Below are 15,507 nucleotides of genomic sequence, written 5' to 3' on the forward strand. Positions count from 1 at the left end.
AGCCTGAGCCCTTCGCGCGAGAAGCGCTCTCTCTTCCCGCGCTGCATGCTGGTGGACCCGCCGGGATTCGAACCCGGGGCCTTCGGCTTGCAAAGCCGACGCTCTACCACTGAGCTACGGGCCCAAGAGAAGTCCGGGCCTCCGCCAGATATATACGTAGGAGGTGATCGAGCCGCAGGTTCCCCTACGGCTACCTTGTTACGACTTAGCCCCAGTCATCCACCCCGCAAACGACGCCCCCAACTTGGAAGCGCCTATTGCGGAGCGGACTCCCGTGGCTTGACGGGCGGTGTGTGCAAGGAGCAGGGACGTATTCACCGCGGGATAGTGGCCCGCGATTACTAGGGATTCCACCTTCACGAGGGCGAGTTTCAGCCCTCGATCCGAACTAAGCGCGGGTTTAGGGGATTGGCTCCCCCTTACGGGGTGGCATCCCATTGTCCCGCGCATTGTGACCCGCGTGTAGCCCAGGGGTTTCGGGGCATACGGACCTACCGTCGCCCTCTCCTTCCTCTGGCTTAGCGCCAGCGGTCCCCCTAGAGTGCCCGGCTTTCCCACCGATGGCAACTAGGGGCGAGGGTCTCGCTCGTTGCCTCACTTAAGAGGACGCCTCACGGTACGAGCTGACGACGGCCATGCACCACCTCTCAGCTAGTCGAGCAAGGTCTTCAGCCTGGCCTTCATCCAGCTGTCTCCCCTGGTGAGTTGTCCGGCGTTGAATCCAATTGAACCGCAGGTCCCACCCCTTGTGGTGCTCCCCCGCCAATTCCTTTAAGTTTCAGCCTTGCGGCCGTACTCCCCAGGCGGCGGGCTTAACGGCTTCCCTCCGACACTGGGAGCCCTCAAGGGACTCCCAACATCTGGCCCGCATCCTTTACTGCTGGGACTACCGGGGTATCTAATCCCGTTCGCTCCCCCAGCCTTCGCCCCTCACCGTCGGGACCGTTCTCGTCCGGCGCCTTCGCCACGGGTGGTCCTCCGAGGATCAACGCATTTCACCGCTACCCCCGGAGTACCCCGGACGTCTCCCGGCCCCTAGGCCGGTAGTTTCCCCCGCAAGCCGAACCGTTAGGCGGTCCGATTTCACGGGGGACTTGCCGGCCCGGCTACGAGCGCTTTAGGCCCAATAATCGCGACCACCACTTGGGCTGCTGGTATTACCGCGGCGGCTGGCACCAGCCTTGCCCAGCCCTTATTCCCGGAGCTTTTTACACTCCGGAAAAGCCGCCGATCGTGAGACCAGCGGCACTGGGGGTCCCCCCGTCACGCTTTCGCGCATTGCGGAGTTTTCGCGCCTGCTGCGCCCCGTAGGGCCTGGGGCCTTGTCTCAGTCCCCATCTCCGGGCTCCGACTCCCATCGCCCGTACCCGTCGTAGGCTTGGTGGTCCGTTACACCACCAACTACCTGATAGGCCGCAGTCCCATCCTCGGGCGCCGGAGCTTTCGGTGAGGGCGCATTCCAGCCTCCCTCACCTATGGGGTATTATCCTCAGTTTCCCGAGGTTATCCCCCACCCGAGGGTAGGTTGACTACGTGTTACTGAGCCGTGCGCGGGGCCACGGTCAGAGACCGCGCCCTCCACTTGCATGGCTTAGTCGGACCCCCATAGCAGTGGCCTCCGGCAGGATCAACCGGAGTTAGGTGGCCGCAAGACCTTTAGGCGGAGGCCTCGGACCTCTCTCGGACCCGAACTCTCCAGTGGCCTGGGTTTTTCGGGCCCACATACTGATTCCACACCCGGAATTCGACCCTTCATCGCTGGTTAAACACCCGGCTCCCGGCCGACGCCTTGAGGGTGTGGAGCCAATAGTATGTAAGGGAGAAGCCATACTTAAGGCTTGTCCTGAAAGGAATCCGCCGGGGGTTCTCTGGGACGGTTCTTTATCCTCTGGGGAAAAAAGAGGGGAAATGGATCAGGAAATAGATGTTTCCGTGGTCGTCCCCACCTACAACGAGGCTGGAAATCTCCCTCCCTTGATCAGGCGGTTGGCAAGGGCCTTGAGGGGCAGGAGGTGGGAAGTGGTGGTGGTGGATGATGGTTCCCCAGATGGTACGGGGAAGGTAGCGGAGATCTTGGCCAGGAAGTATCCTGTCAGGCTGGTTCAGCGTGGGAAGAGGGGTGGTCTCTCCTCTGCAGTGGTGGAAGGATGGCGGCATGCGGGAGGCAGGGTCCTGGTGGTGATGGATGCCGATCTCCAGCATCCACCCGAGCTGGTTCCAGAGCTGGTGATGAAAGTGGAGGAGGGGAACGATTTGGTCCTGGCCTGCAGGACGCGATGGGTGGGATGGAGGGGGGCTGCCTCCAAGTTGATGGGCGAACTGGTGAGGACCCTTTTGCACCTTCCCGTGCGGGATCCCCATTCGGGCTTCTTCGCCCTACGCCGGGTGGTTGGGAGGATAAAACCGAGGGGGTACAAAATCCTCCTGGAATGTCTGGTGAGGGGGAGGTACAGAAGGGTGGCTGAAGTTTTCTACTCCCAAGGGAAAAGGAAATGGGGGAGGAGCAAATGGGGGGTGAGGGAGGGGTGGGAGTACCTGCGGCAGCTTCTGGATCTCTTAGGGTATTCAAAGGGGGGAAGATGAACCGGGTCCGGAGATAGTGGAGGATATGGACCCACTACCTCAGGTACAAACTGGCCTCTCCCCCCCTTTCTTTTGCCAACTATTTCATCACCGTGAGATGCAATTTGAAGTGTATTTACTGCCCAGTGAGAACGGATACAGGCTCCAAAATCTTTGATTACTGTTCCTCTTCCAGGCAAGAACTCAGCACGGAGGAGGCTAAGAGGGCAATGGAGGAACTGGGAAAGCTTGGCACCCTCTGGATTTCCTTCAGCGGAGGCGAGCCCCTCCTACGTCCAGATCTGGAAGAAATAGCCGATAAGGCTAGGAGGGAAGGGATGTTTACCATCTTGGACACCAATGCCACCCTCATAACCAAAAAGGAGGGCGAGAACCCTCTCCAGAGTTTTCGACAGTGCAGTGGTATCCCGTCAGGGGATGGAAAGGAAGAACGATGAGATGAGGGGGAAGGGCACCTGGGGGAGGACAGAGGGGAATAGAGTTTCTGAAGGAGAGCGGGTGTGAGGTGGGGGTGAACTTCATCCTGACCAACCTCAACCTGGGGAAAATAGAGGAAGTAGTGAACTTTCTGAGGGAAAGGGTGGATCATCTCTTTTTCAACCCCGTTTGTGAGGCCAAGGGTTCATGCCCACCAGGGAACAGGTGAGGTGGTTGGAAGGCAAGCTTTTTTGAGCTGAAGAGGGAGCACGGGAGTTTCCTTTCCAATTCCCCAGAGCATTTGCGGGCCATCGTGAGGTACCTTCGGGGGGGAGGGTGGTGGAGTGCGAACCCTTCACCCTGCATGTTTCCCTCATGCCCAACGGAGATCTCTGCGGATGCTTTTACCCTTTTCCGGTGGGGAAAGTGGGGGGGAAGATTTGGAGGAGGTCAGACTGAGGGGGAAGGAGAAAAGGGAGGAACTCTGGCGGGAATGCGGTGGATGTGCCAACTCCTCCTATTTCCACGTCACCAGGCTCTTCAGGGGATCTCCCTTTACCTGCTGGAAAGAAGATTTTCCCCCTAGGCAGAACCATTATGTTTTCCTAAGGTCAATATCCCACTTCCCCAAGCGGGGCCCCACATCGAGACGGAACCTCATCCTATAAGCGGTCCACTGCGCGGAGCAGCATGGGTCATTAAAGATTGGCGACCTGCGATTTAAAAAGGAGGTGCCCTCAGTTTCCCTCAGTTTTCTTTATGGAAAAGAAGAACAGTGAATGATGAGGTTCCTCCGCCTCAGGGCTTGGAGATTTCCCTTCTTCCACAGGATGATCTGGCTTCTTTCACCCCTCCTCTACTTCGTCTTCAGCAGGGACCTCTTTTCCTCCTTCCTTCCCACTTTTTTTCTCCTCCTCCCCTTTCTCTTTCTATACGGTGCCTTCTCGGTGCTGATCAACGACTATTTTGATTTCCCTTTCGATCTCGCGGCGGGCAAGGAGGTTGAACCCCTCTCGCGCACGGAGATCCTCCTCCTCTCCTCCCTTACCCTTTCGGCCTGCCTGGGGCTCTCCTTCCTATTATCCCCCAGTTTGTCCTTCCTCCCCCTGCTTGGCCTGATCCTGGCCTTCCTTTACTCGGTGAAGGGAATAAGACTAAAGGAGAGGGGATGGATGGGAGTGGGAACGGACGTGGGTATAGAGTTCCTCCCCCTCCTCTTCTCCATCCTCCTCCTGCGCCTCCCCCGATGGGATCCCGATGTGTTTCTCTTCCTCCTTCTCTACATCTCCGTCCAGCTGACCTCCCAAGTGGAGCACCAGCTGAAGGACTTGGAGAGGGACAGGAGGGTGGGACTGAAAACGCTGGTTACCGAAAGGGGGGAGGAATTCGGCCTGAGGCTCCTTCGCTTCTTTTCTTCCCTCTCCTTCCTCCTCCTCTTTCCACTCCTATTCTGGTTTTCCTCTCTCCCCTGGTTCAGCCCGCTCTTTCTCTTCTTTCTCCTTTTCTCCCTCTTCCACCCCAAATGGAACCCTGAATTTCCCCAAGCCCATAGGGTCTCCCCCCTCTTCGCCGATATCTTCTACCTCTTCCTCTTCCAAATTTTCCCCCTTTATCTCTCCCTTCTCATGGTATGGACCCATCCTTTCTTCCTTCCCCTCCTCCCCCCCATCCTCCTCCTCGATTGCAGGTTCCTGTTCATGTCCTGGAGGTGGATAAGGAGATGGGTTTGAAACTGGCGGTTTGCCACGATCTCCTCAGCGTGAAGGGGGGTGCGGAAAGGGTAGTCCTTACGGTGGCGAGGGCCTTCAGGGCCGAGGTTTTCACTCTCCTCTACGATCCCTCCCAGGCCTTCGAGGAGGCCAGGGGGCTGAAGATCCACACCCTCGGCGACTGGAAGCTGCCCCAGGATCGGAGGTTCTATCCCTGGATTTATCCCTTCTTCCACGGCTGGGGAATCCTGAAGTTCCTCGGATTAGACCTGAGGGGATACGATGCCGTTTTCACCAGCGGGAAGCTCGGTATCTTCGCCAAGGGAGAGGTAACCCTCCACTACTGCCATTCCCCTCCTCGTTTCCTCTACGACCTTCGCCCCATCGTTTCCCTCTATCTGGGAAGGAGGTACGGATCGCCGGTGAGGGCCCTCGCCGAACTCTGGTGGAGGGGGTGGAGGAGGATGGACGAATGGGCGGCAAGGAGACCGAACCTAATTTTGGCCAACTCCTTGGAGGTAAAGAAAAGGATCTGGAGGTACTACGGGAGGGAGGCGGAGGTCGTCTATCCTCCCGTAAAAGTGGAGAAGTTCAGGATGAAGGGGGGAGGGGAATACTTCTTGGCGGTCCAGAGGCCAAGCCCGGAGAAGAGGATAGAGCTCCTCCTCAGGATCTTCAAGAGGCTGCCGGGCGAGAGATTGGTGCTGGTGGGCAGCTACATAGATCCCGACTACACGGCATGGCTTGAAGAAAAGATGAGGGGGATGGGGAACGTGAGCTGGCTGAAGGAGGTGAGCGAGAGAGAACTGGTGGAGCTGTATGCTGGATGCAAAGCCCTCGTGCACACAGCCAGGAGGGAGGATTTTGGCATGGCGCCCGTGGAGGCCATGGCCTCTGGCAAGCCCGTGATAGCCGTGAACGAAGGGGGGGTGAGGGAAACGGTGGTGCATGGGAAGACGGGCCTGCTGGTTGATCCCCCCTACCTGAAGAACTTCGTGAGGATCCTCAAGGGCTTCGATCCTTCCCTCTTCTCCCCCAGGGAATGCAGGAGGAGGGCGGAGGAGTTCTCTGAGGAGAGGTTCGTGAGGAGGATGAAAGAACTGCTGGGGAGGATGCTCGGATGAGTTTTTCCATAAGAAGGGAGCTGAGGGAGAGCGTGGAGTTCCTGATCCGTCCTGGGAAGGTGATGGAGGGGATGGGGATGCTCCCCCTTTCCTTCTCCCTTCCCTTCCTCTTCATCCTGCGTTATTTCCACTTCTACCTCCATGGTCTGCTGGTCCATCTCCCCTTTTACCGCGCCGAGTATCCCAACCTCCTTTCCTTTTTCTGGCATGAGTTCGATCTTTGGCAGGGTTTCCTCCTCCCCGCAGCCCTCTTCTCGCTCTCAGCCGTCCTCTGGTGGATCGGGAGAGTGATGGGGAGGGAGGTGGACTACAGGATGGCGGAGCACGGAGCTTTTCACGTGCTCGTGGCGGGAGTTCTCCTGGTTCCCTTCGACGCCATCCATCTCTGGTTGTCCCCCACCTATTTCTGGGGGCACTGCATGCACCTTTCCCTGCTCCTTCAGTTGCTTCTCCTCCCCTATTGGATGAGCGTGTGGGCGGAGAAGTCTCTTGGGGTGAAGAAGAGATACTCTTTCCTCCCTTCTCTCCTTTTTCCCCTCTCCATCAAGTACGCTGACTGGCTAGTCTTCTCCCCGCCCTTCTTCCTCCTGCTCGCCTACCTTGTTCTCACCCTTTTTTTCCTCACCGGGGAGAGAGAAAGGTTGGGGGTGGCACTTGGTCTTTCCCTCTGTCTCTGGCTGTTTGGCTGAGCTGCTGTATCGAGTGATGAGCAGACCACCCTTCTGCCATCTTTTCCGTCTCTGGTACCTGAAACGCCGGCTTCTCCCCCGTCCCCACTTCATCCTCTTTCCCACCTTCAGATGCAATTATTACGGGAGATGCCCTTACTGCCACCTCTTGGACATGGGTTTCCCCCGCCTCTACCCGGAGGACCTGTCCGTGGAGAAGGCCGTGGATTCCTTCCTCCGCTTTTCCGATTCGGAGCTGGACGTGTCGGGAGGGGAGCCCTTCCTCTGGCGGGGAATCAGGGAATTCGTGGAAGAGGTGGGGAAGGAGAACAGGGTGGGTGTGACCACCAACCTCTCCTGGGAGGTGGAGAGGGAGAGGGAATGGCTATCCGGTTTCAGCTCCATAACGGCCAGCTATCATCCCGAGGCGGTTGGGTTGGAGGAGTTCTTGAAAAAAGTGGTGCTGCTCCGCTCCATCCATCCAAAGGTGAAGGTAAACGTGGTGGCCTATCCCCCTCTCCTCCATCGGGTGGGGGAGGCGGTGGAGAGGTTCAGGAGGGAGGGAATTTTCGTCCACGTGGATCCCTATCTCTCCCCCTACACCAAGGGAGAAAGGGAATGGGTGAGGCTTCTCTTGGTGAGCAAGAGGAAGGTGGAGTTCCCGCCGGCGGGCCTGAAGAAATGCGATGCGGGCAGAAGACATTTCGTGGTCCTGCCCGATGGGAGCGTCTACACCTGCTGGAACGGATGCATGCTGGAACACCTCCTAGGCCCTTCCGTGCTGGGGCGTTCCTACCGGTTAGGGAATTTGCTGGAAGGTACTTTCTCTCCCTTGCGGGAGGAACTCGAATGTTGGCTCCCCTGTTCTGCCGGCTGCGATTTGGACTATGTGAAGCAGCGAACCATCACAGAGGTTAAATCCATGGGGAAAGAGAGGATGGATTGGTGAGGGCCTTTGCGGAGGTGGCGGCCGGGGCGGCGCTCCTTCTCTCCCTCCTTCTCCTTTCCCCGCTCAGTGCCCTCACTTTCACGGACACCATCAACGCCGATTTCGCCCAGGGAATCCACGAGAACACGGAGAACGTGAACGACGACCTCAGGCTCAAGGTAGGCTACCTGCAGGGCAGGTTCACCTCAAGGGTCTTCGACGCGGGGCAGTTACAAGTCTGGGATACCCTTTCCTGGAATGCCACCCTTCCCACCCTCATGGTGAGCGTGGAGAACGACAACGTGGGGGCGGAGCCCACCACGCTGGTGGACGGGACCGTCAGGATGGGGAGGATTACGGGGGGCTCCCTCTTGGACACCCGTACGGCGAACGGGGTTTACGAAAATATAACGGAGGAGGCGGGAGCCCCCTACGGGGGGATGGTGAACCTCATTCTCTTCTGGGATGGAGCCTCCATCCCCTCCGGCTGGACCTGCATCTCCGATGATGCGGGGGAACCCTTTTACTACAGGTTTCCCATGGGGGGATCTACCTACGGGAGCACGGGAGGAACGGAGACCCACACCCACTCCAGCACCTCCTCCTGCGGGGGTCCCTCCGCCACCCTCCAGAGGAACTCGGGAAGTGCCGTGACCACCGCCACCAGTACCCACACCCACACTCCGACCGTCACCGTTGCCACCGAAAATCATCTCCCCCCCTACTACGACCTGAAGGTGATCAGGTACAACTCCGGGATTCCCTCCATCCTGCCGGCGGGCGTGATAGCCCTTTTCCCCTCCACCTCCCTCCCCCCGGGCTGGTCCCTCTACACGGCGGCGGATAACCGCTTCCTCAGGGGGGCCCCTTCGGCAGGGGGTATGGGGGGAAACCCCACCCACACCCATAGCGTGAGCGTGAGCACTGGGGGCCCCTCCTCTACGGTCGGGCTGGCCACGGACCCCTGTGATGACTCCACCGCTTATCCCACCAGCACCCACACCCACACCGGGTCGGGTACCACCTCGTCCGCCACCAACCTTCCACCCTACATAACGGTGGTCCTGGGCAAGGCCGGCTCCGACACCCCTATACCCGGGGGGATGATAGGGATGTTCGACGGCATTCCAAGCGGTAACTGGACGGTTCTCCCATCCTTCAACGGGAGGTTCCCGATGGAGAACCTCACCGCCGGATACGGGGTCACGGGAGGGAGCTCCACCCACAACCATTCCGACCTGAGTATTACCACCGGGACGGGTGCCACCGCTTCGGCCAACCTGGATGCGGGAACCGCCGTCACCTTCGCCAGCGGTACCCACACCCACACCGTCACGGTTTCCTTCACCGAGAGCTCCCACCTTCCCCCTTACGTCACGGTGATCTTCGCCCAGGCCACCTGCGGGCTCCGCTGGCAGCAGAACATAGAGAATGTTACGACGGGCTACTCCAACTACCAGCTGCAGGTGAAGGGTAAGACGAGCGGTGATTCCGAAAATGTGAGGGTATACGTGTGGAAGAGCGGCGAAAACTCCTGGGAGTACGTGGGGGACCTCACGGGAACTGAAACGACCCTCACTAAGAACATCCCAGCTTCGGAGCTTTCCTCCTACCTGAGCGGGACCAGCCTGCTGGTCAAGTACGAGTCGGCAGACAACACAGATCTCTCCCCCACCACCCTTCATGTGGACCTCTGCATACTGGTGGAGGGTGTGCTTTACCAGAGCTACGTGAAGTTCAGGGTTAAGGTAAGTGCCGATGGCTCAACATGGAGTGAGGAGCTTGGTCCAGACGGCACCCCCAACACCTTCTTCACTTCCTCCCCCGCCAACCTGGATACCATTCCGGAAAACCGGTACATCCGCTACGTGGCGTACCTCTCCAGTGAGCATTCCCAGCTCACGGGTGCCAACGGTCCAAAGGTACACGATGTGACCATCACCTCCCTCACCGCCGGACAGGCCAACGTGTTCACCATGGAGGCCGAGAACGTGGGGTGGGAGAGTGCCACCCTCACCGCCAGGCTCCTCTACGTGGATCCAACTGCGGTGGTGAGGTTCCAGTACATGCCGGAGGGTGGCACTTGGGTGAGCACCCCCTGGAAAAGCTGGCAGGGAAGCTGGTACTGGTATCCACTCACGGGCCTGCAGGAGAACAAGAAGTACTACTTCCAGGCGCAGGTGAGATACGGCGGACAGGTCTATGGGGGTGGAATCAGAACCTTCAAAACCCTCTCCAGCAAGCCCTATGCCATCACCCTGAAGGCCACGGAGGTGGACAACTCCTCCGCCGTGCTCAACGCCAGGATTTACTACGCCAACTACGACAGCGTGAGCATAAGGTTCTGGTACCAGAAGGATGGGGTCTGGACGGCCACCCCTCTCGTTTCCGGCTACAGGGGCACCACCTACAGCTACAGGGTCACGGGCCTTACCGCGAACACGCTCTACTACTTCAAGGCCGAAATCACCTACGATTCCACGTCCGAGAACGCCAACGTGGAGACCTTCACCACCTTCTCCTCCAAGACCACCGGCATGGCCTACGATGGTGGTATGGGCTTTGGTTCCTACCCTTCGGGCTGGCATGGGGTAAGGATGACCCCGCCTTCCGGTACGACGGGTCTGAAACTGGAGCTCCTCACCTCTTCATCCTTCTCCGCCCATCACACCCTTCGGGTGGTGAGGGACAACGGGGAGCTGCTTTACGCGGGCCACGTCCTCTCCGACAACGGGAGGAGCAAGGTGGTGAGCGTGAGGTTCTGGAAGAGCACGGCTGGGGAGAGCGTGTACGTGGAGCTTTACGATCCCTACGGTTTCGCCTACAGGACCAAGGGCACCAAGGCCTCCCTAGGAGGGGCCACATACGCCTATTCCTATCTGGACCGTGCCGGAAAGAACCTGAAGTACTACGACAGGGCTTGCGGCGTGAACGTGCTAGAGATTTACACGTGATGGGGCCAGGGCCGGGAGCTCCGCCGGTCTTACCGGATTCGAACCCGGGTCACGGGATCCACAGTCCCGGATGCTGACCGCTACACCACCCTGGCCATTTTTCTGGGAAAAGATGAGGTAAAAAAGGATGGGATTGACGCGGGTTCTAAAAGTGGTGTTACCCACTCCTCTTCCCTTCAACCAGTTTCCGCAGGGTCTCCACGGCTTCCGGATTGAGGAGGGTAGAAGTATCACCCACGGGAGCGTTAACGAGGAGGGCTTTTAAGATCCTGCGCATGATCTTTCCGCTCCTTGTCCTTGGGAGGTCGGGAGCGAAGACGATCTCTTCGGGGGTGGCTATGGGCCCTATTTTCTCCCTCACTAGGGCCCTGAGTTCTTCCTCCAGCTCCTTCGAGGGAGCCCTACCTTCTTTCAAGACCACATAGGCTACGGGAACTTCACCCTTTAGGTCGTGTGGCTTGGGCACCACCGCGCTCTCCACCACGAAGGGATGGGTATTGAGCACATCCTCCATCTCCGCGGTGGAGAGACGATGTCCTGCCACCTTCATCACATCGTCCACCCTGCCCGTCACCCTGATGCATCCGTAAAGGGTTCTGATGGCCCCGTCGGAAGGGAAGTAATAGCGATAGTTGTACTTCAGCCAGTAAGTTTCCCTATACTTTTCATCCGCCTTATAAAGACCCCTGAGCATGGCTGGGGCCAGGGGAGGTACTTGCACCAGATATCCCGAGTCCGTCGGATTTCCTTCCTCGTCCACGATTTCCATGTGTACGCCGGGGAAGGGTCTTCCCGCCACCGTGGGGATGAAGGGCCCTATTCCTGGGAGGGACATGATCAGGGTTCCACCGGTCTCCGTTTGCCACCAGGTGTCCGTGATGGGGCATCTCCCTCCCCCTATTTTGTAGAAGTACCAAAGCCAAGTCTCCCTATCTATGGGTTCTCCCACGGTTCCAAGCAACCTGAGGGAGCTGAGATCGTGCTTCTTCACCCACTCCTCCCCCCACCTAGCGAACATCCTGATGGCGGTGGGGGCGGTATAGAAGATGGTGACCTTGAATTTCTCTATGATTTCCCAGAAGCGGTCGGGGGCTGGGTAATCGGGAGCCCCCTCGTAGATGAGAAGGGTGGCACCGTTCAGGAGGGGACCATAGCATGCGTAGGTATGTCCCGTTACCCATCCTATGTCAGCAGTGCACCAGAAGAGATCGTCATCGTGGAGGTCGAATACCCACTTGGAGGTCCAGTAAGCTTGGGTGAGGTAACCACCCGTGGTATGGATTACACCTTTCGGCCTTCCCGTGGTACCGCTGGTGTAGAGGAGGAAGAGCATGTCTTCGCTGTCCATGTGCTCTGGAGGACACCAGGGATCGGCTTCTTCCATCAGTTCGTGCCACCACAAGTCCCTCCCCTTTTCCATTTTCACTTCGTTCCCCGCCCTCCTCACCACCACCACCTTCTCCACACTGGTTCCCTTGATGGCTTCGTCTGCATTGGCCTTGAGGTCCACCACTTTCCCCCTCCTGTAGTAGCCATCGCAGGTGATCAGTACTTTAGCTTCCGAATCTTCCAGTCTAACCCTCAGGGCCTCGGGGGCAAAGGCGGAGAAGACTACCGTGTGTGGAGCTCCTATCCTGGAGCAAGCAAGGATGGCCGGATAGAGTTCGGGAATCATCGGGAGATAGATTCCCACCCTGTCCCCCTTCTTCACCCCCAGACTCTTCAAAACGTTGGCAAACTTATTGACTTGGAGGAAAAGTTCGTTGTAGGTAAGTACCCTTGGTTTTTCATGGGGTGGCTCGGGAACCCACACCACCGCCCTTTTGTTTCCCTTTCCTGCCTTTACGTGCCTGTCCACCGCGTTGTAGCTGGCGTTGATCTTTCCTCCTATGAACCACTTCACGTAGGGAGGGTTCCACTCGTGGGCTTTCTCCCAGCGTTTAAACCATTCCAGTCCCTCGGCCGCCAGTTTTTCCCAGAAGGCTACCCTATCTTTGGCGGCCTCCTCGTAAATGTTGGGATCACTCACCCAGGCCTTCTTCTTCATCTCCTCGGAAGGCCACCAGACGTTTTTCTCCTTCGGATCCTCTACTACCCATTGAGTCGGCATTTTATCTTATTCCTCGAGTGAACTCCTTTAAAAGGATTGCTGAGTGCCCGGAGGGATATATGTAAGATATATTACTGCGGGAAGAAAGAAGAATGGTGCCGGCGAGCTGGTGGGCAGCTGCCGGGCGGTAACGCCTGAGGAAATTCCACCCCTCAAGCGGGTACCGCGAGTCCGTGAGGACTGGGCCGAGAGGCCCGACCCTGGCACAGAAACGATACCCGCCGGCTTCTCGAGGAGGATGAGGCGGAAACGCTGAGAGGGGGTCGGGGGATGAAACGGCCATTCCGCGGGAGGCAAGGGCAAAAGACCGTCTATGAGCACCCGCTCGAGACGGGTGGTAGCCCGCTAAGCCCAATGCTGCCTAGAACAGAAGGTGGATTACGGCCAGGACGCCGGCACTCCATCACCCTTTTATCCCGTAGACGGGAGGATGAGATGTATGGGAAAGAAGTGGGGTCATTACGCCATCGGTGGAAGGAGCCAGCCGGTGCCCTGTGTTTACTGCGGGCGTCTAACTCCCAGAATAAAGGCTATCCCCGTGCAAAAGGGTTCTTGGTTGGATCCCAAAGCCATTCCAGGTCTGGATCGCAGAAAAGTCTTCATCCCCTCTAGAAAGGCTTATGCATGCATTTCCTGTGCCAAGCACAGGGGAATCCTGTGATCAGGCCCTCCTCTCCTTGGCCTTGGGCCTCAGTCCGGTGTAGCCACACTTCCTACACTTGGTAGCTCTCCAAGCATTGTGGGCATTGCATTTCATGCAGATCTTCACGTTGAAGAGCCTCCTCTCGGCAACTTCGAACCTCGCCATCCTATCCCTCCTTCAGGGTCTTGAATACTAAGGGTAGCTTATCTATTAAATCTGAGGCGGTGAAGCCGTAACCCTTTTCCCTAAGGCAGAGATCGCCCGCCGCCCCGTTCACGTAGGCCCCCGCCCAGGCCGCTTCAAAGGGGCTCAGCCCTTGGGCCATCAGCCCACCCACCACCCCAGAGAGGACATCCCCCGTCCCCCCCACCGTCATGCCAGGATTTCCCGTCCGGTTGAGGAAGACTTTCCCCTCTGGGGAAGAGATAAAGTCTATCCTTCCCTTGAGCAGGATCACGCAGCCCAGTCTTCTGGCTTCCTCCCCTACCGTCTTCGCTCTCCCTTCCAGATCTTTTGGTACTTCTCTTTCCGTGACCGCCTTGAACTCTCCAGCGTGGGGGGTGAGCACCACCTTCATTCCCCTCCACTCCTTTCCCCTCACGGCTTTGAGGGCGTCGGCATCCAAGAGAACGGGGAGATCGGGATGTTCTCTCCGTACCTCCTCCAAGAGGGAGAGGACGGCTTTCCTTGTTTCCTCCAACCCCCCCAATCCCGGCCCCAAGATGAGGGTATCGCACTTCTCCAGCTCCGGGAAGAGGTGGGGAAGGGCTTCTGGGGTCAAATCCTCGCAGGGGAGTTTCACGGTGATGAGATCGGGAGAGAAGGTGTTGATGAGTTTGGCCGTTTCCCTTGGAGAGGCCACGGTAGCCAAGTCCACCCCGGATCTGAGGGCGGAAAGGGCGGCTAGGGCCGGAGCACCCACGTACCTCGAGCTTCCCCCCACCACCAAAACCCTCCCGTTTTCCCCCTTGTGCGAATCGGGTCTTCTGTGGGGGAGTACCTTTCTGACCATGGCTTTGGTTACGTATTTCAAGACCATCCTTCCTTCTCTCCGTTGGACAGAATATAACTTCGTAAAGGATTAAATACCGCGGAAGGGAAGAAAAGGGGTAAAAAAGAAAAAGGAGGGATGGAATGGATTTTGAACTGACCGAGGAACAGCGGATGTTCAAGGAAACCCTGAGGGAGTTCTTGAACAAGGAATTTCCTGAGTCCTATGTGAACAAGAGGGATGCCCAGGGACCGCTCACCAGGGAGGAAGCGATACAGATCATGAAGAAGTTCAAGAGCATAGGAATAGGTCTCGATCCGGAGAACATCAGAATGATGATGGATCCAATGATTTTCTGTATCTTCGCTGAGGAAGTGGGAAGGGTCTGGCCCAGCCTTCTACCCCTCTTTGGGATGGGGGCCATTCCCGCCCTTTTCGCTCCCTTTGCCGATGAGGACGTGAAGGACAGGATCCTGAGGAGGATGGAGAGATGCGAGTTCATAGGATGCTTCGCCGAAACTGAGCCTGAAGCGGGTTGCGACACCTCCAACATAAAGACCACTGCTAAGCTGGAGGGCGATCATTACGTCATCAACGGAAGGAAGACTTGGATAAGCAATGCACCCATCGCCGACACCGCCTGGGTGGGAGCCAAAGACCTGGAGACGGGGGCGGAGACTTTCTTCCTCGTGGAAAAAGAAATTTCGGGCTGGGAGACGAACGAACTCCACAAGATAGGGTGGAAGGCCTCCCCGACCGGGGAGATGTTCTTCGACAACTGCAAGGTGCCCAAGAACAACGAGATGATGGTGCTGGTGCAGAGGGCCTTCGAACAGGGAGGACTCCCCGTATCCGAGGGCTACATGAAGCTCTTGACCTCCGTTTCCCCCGTCACGGCCATGCTCACCATGCCCAGAGCGGGGATGTGCCTGATGTCGGTGGGGATAGCGGAAGCCGCTTTCGAGAAGGCCGTGGAATATGCCAAGGTGCGTGTACAATTCGGGAAGCCCATCGGTAAGTTCCAACTGATTCAGGAGATGCTCTACAAGATGAACGTACTGATAGAGACGGCTAGGTTGCTGGGATACAGGGCAGTATACGCCATCACCAAGGGAGATCCGGATGCCAGGAGGCTCTCCGCCATGGCGAAAGCATATGGTGGAGAGGCAGCGGTGAAGGTAACCTACATGGCCATGCAGATCTTCGGGGGACTGGGACTTTCTGAGGAGATGCCCTTGGAGAGGTACTTCCGTGATGCTAGGATGCAGACGGTCCCAGATGGAACCACCGAGATCATGAAGCTGATCACGGGATACTCCATCCTAGGAAAGGGCTTTTCTGCCTACGCCTGAAACATCTTATTTTTTTTCTTCCCCTGTT

The 15,507-nt window shown here is 57.8% G+C and carries 13 protein-coding genes, 2 tRNA genes, 1 rRNA gene and 1 other RNA gene; 11 read left to right on the forward strand and 6 right to left on the reverse strand.

Annotated elements, in window-relative coordinates; genetic code table 11:
- Positions 1 to 49: 49 nt before the first annotated feature.
- A tRNA-Ala gene (locus tag QXG22_04860) sits at positions 50 to 124 on the reverse strand.
- A 34-nt stretch (positions 125 to 158) separates the two neighbouring features.
- Positions 159 to 1,638, reverse strand: a 16S ribosomal RNA gene (locus tag QXG22_04865).
- A gap of 270 nt (positions 1,639 to 1,908) precedes the next feature.
- Between QXG22_04865 and QXG22_04870 the strand changes: the two genes are divergently transcribed.
- The 8 genes from QXG22_04870 (at position 1,909) to QXG22_04905 (ending at position 10,383) form a co-directional block, all read left to right on the forward strand.
- Positions 1,909 to 2,583: a polyprenol monophosphomannose synthase gene (locus QXG22_04870; protein ID MEM0359319.1), complete on the forward strand. Its 675-nt coding sequence runs from the start codon at positions 1,909 to 1,911 to the stop codon at positions 2,581 to 2,583.
- Between the two features lie 92 nt (positions 2,584 to 2,675).
- Entirely contained in the window at positions 2,676 to 3,020 is a 345-nt protein-coding gene (locus QXG22_04875) for a radical SAM protein (GenBank protein ID MEM0359320.1), read from the forward strand.
- A 74-nt stretch (positions 3,021 to 3,094) separates the two neighbouring features.
- The gene (locus QXG22_04880; protein ID MEM0359321.1) at positions 3,095 to 3,229 is read left to right on the forward strand and encodes a hypothetical protein; all 135 of its coding nucleotides are present in this window, start codon (positions 3,095 to 3,097) and stop codon (positions 3,227 to 3,229) included.
- 553 nt (positions 3,230 to 3,782) lie between these two features.
- Entirely contained in the window at positions 3,783 to 4,730 is a 948-nt protein-coding gene (locus tag QXG22_04885; GenBank protein MEM0359322.1) for a UbiA family prenyltransferase, read from the forward strand.
- Entirely contained in the window at positions 4,682 to 5,833 is a 1,152-nt protein-coding gene (locus QXG22_04890) for a glycosyltransferase (protein ID MEM0359323.1), read from the forward strand. The genes QXG22_04885 and QXG22_04890 overlap by 49 nt, the downstream gene beginning before the upstream one ends.
- On the forward strand, positions 5,830 to 6,522 hold the full coding sequence (locus QXG22_04895; protein ID MEM0359324.1) for a hypothetical protein: 693 nt from the start codon (positions 5,830 to 5,832) through the stop codon (positions 6,520 to 6,522). Before QXG22_04890 ends, QXG22_04895 begins: the two co-directional genes overlap by 4 nt.
- Positions 6,515 to 7,450, forward strand: coding sequence for a hypothetical protein (locus QXG22_04900; GenBank protein MEM0359325.1), 936 nt, complete (start codon positions 6,515 to 6,517; stop codon positions 7,448 to 7,450). The genes QXG22_04895 and QXG22_04900 overlap by 8 nt, the downstream gene beginning before the upstream one ends.
- Positions 7,447 to 10,383 (forward strand): hypothetical protein, encoded by a 2,937-nt coding sequence (locus QXG22_04905; protein MEM0359326.1) that lies wholly within the window; start codon positions 7,447 to 7,449, stop codon positions 10,381 to 10,383. Before QXG22_04900 ends, QXG22_04905 begins: the two co-directional genes overlap by 4 nt.
- Here the strand turns inward: QXG22_04905 and QXG22_04910 are convergent.
- A tRNA-His gene (locus tag QXG22_04910) sits at positions 10,384 to 10,478 on the reverse strand.
- Positions 10,479 to 10,540: 62 nt separating this feature from the next.
- On the reverse strand, positions 10,541 to 12,493 hold the full coding sequence (gene acs / locus QXG22_04915; protein MEM0359327.1) for an acetate--CoA ligase: 1,953 nt from the start codon (positions 12,491 to 12,493) through the stop codon (positions 10,541 to 10,543).
- 101 nt (positions 12,494 to 12,594) lie between these two features.
- Between acs and rnpB the strand changes: the two genes are divergently transcribed.
- Together rnpB and QXG22_04925 are read left to right on the forward strand one after the other, a co-directional pair.
- Positions 12,595 to 12,886, forward strand: an RNA gene (rnpB, locus tag QXG22_04920) — RNase P RNA component.
- A gap of 46 nt (positions 12,887 to 12,932) precedes the next feature.
- Complete coding sequence (locus QXG22_04925; GenBank protein MEM0359328.1) at positions 12,933 to 13,154, forward strand: hypothetical protein; 222 nt, start codon at positions 12,933 to 12,935, stop codon at positions 13,152 to 13,154.
- Here the strand turns inward: QXG22_04925 and QXG22_04930 are convergent, their stop codons facing one another.
- A complete protein-coding gene (locus tag QXG22_04930) occupies positions 13,155 to 13,301 on the reverse strand; it encodes a 50S ribosomal protein L40e (protein MEM0359329.1) in 147 nt (48 codons plus the stop codon). It lies immediately after the preceding gene.
- Position 13,302: 1 nt separating this feature from the next.
- Positions 13,303 to 14,175 carry an NAD(P)H-hydrate dehydratase gene (locus tag QXG22_04935; protein ID MEM0359330.1) on the reverse strand — a complete coding sequence of 291 codons (873 nt, stop codon included), beginning with the start codon at positions 14,173 to 14,175 and terminating at the stop codon, positions 13,303 to 13,305.
- 95 nt (positions 14,176 to 14,270) lie between these two features.
- Between QXG22_04935 and QXG22_04940 the strand changes: the two genes are divergently transcribed.
- Positions 14,271 to 15,479, forward strand: coding sequence for an acyl-CoA dehydrogenase family protein (locus QXG22_04940; protein MEM0359331.1), 1,209 nt, complete (start codon positions 14,271 to 14,273; stop codon positions 15,477 to 15,479).
- Positions 15,480 to 15,507 lie beyond the last annotated feature (28 nt).

This window comes from Candidatus Hadarchaeales archaeon, assembly GCA_038736355.1.
Classification (GTDB): domain Archaea; phylum Hadarchaeota; class Hadarchaeia; order Hadarchaeales; family WYZ-LMO6; genus WYZ-LMO6.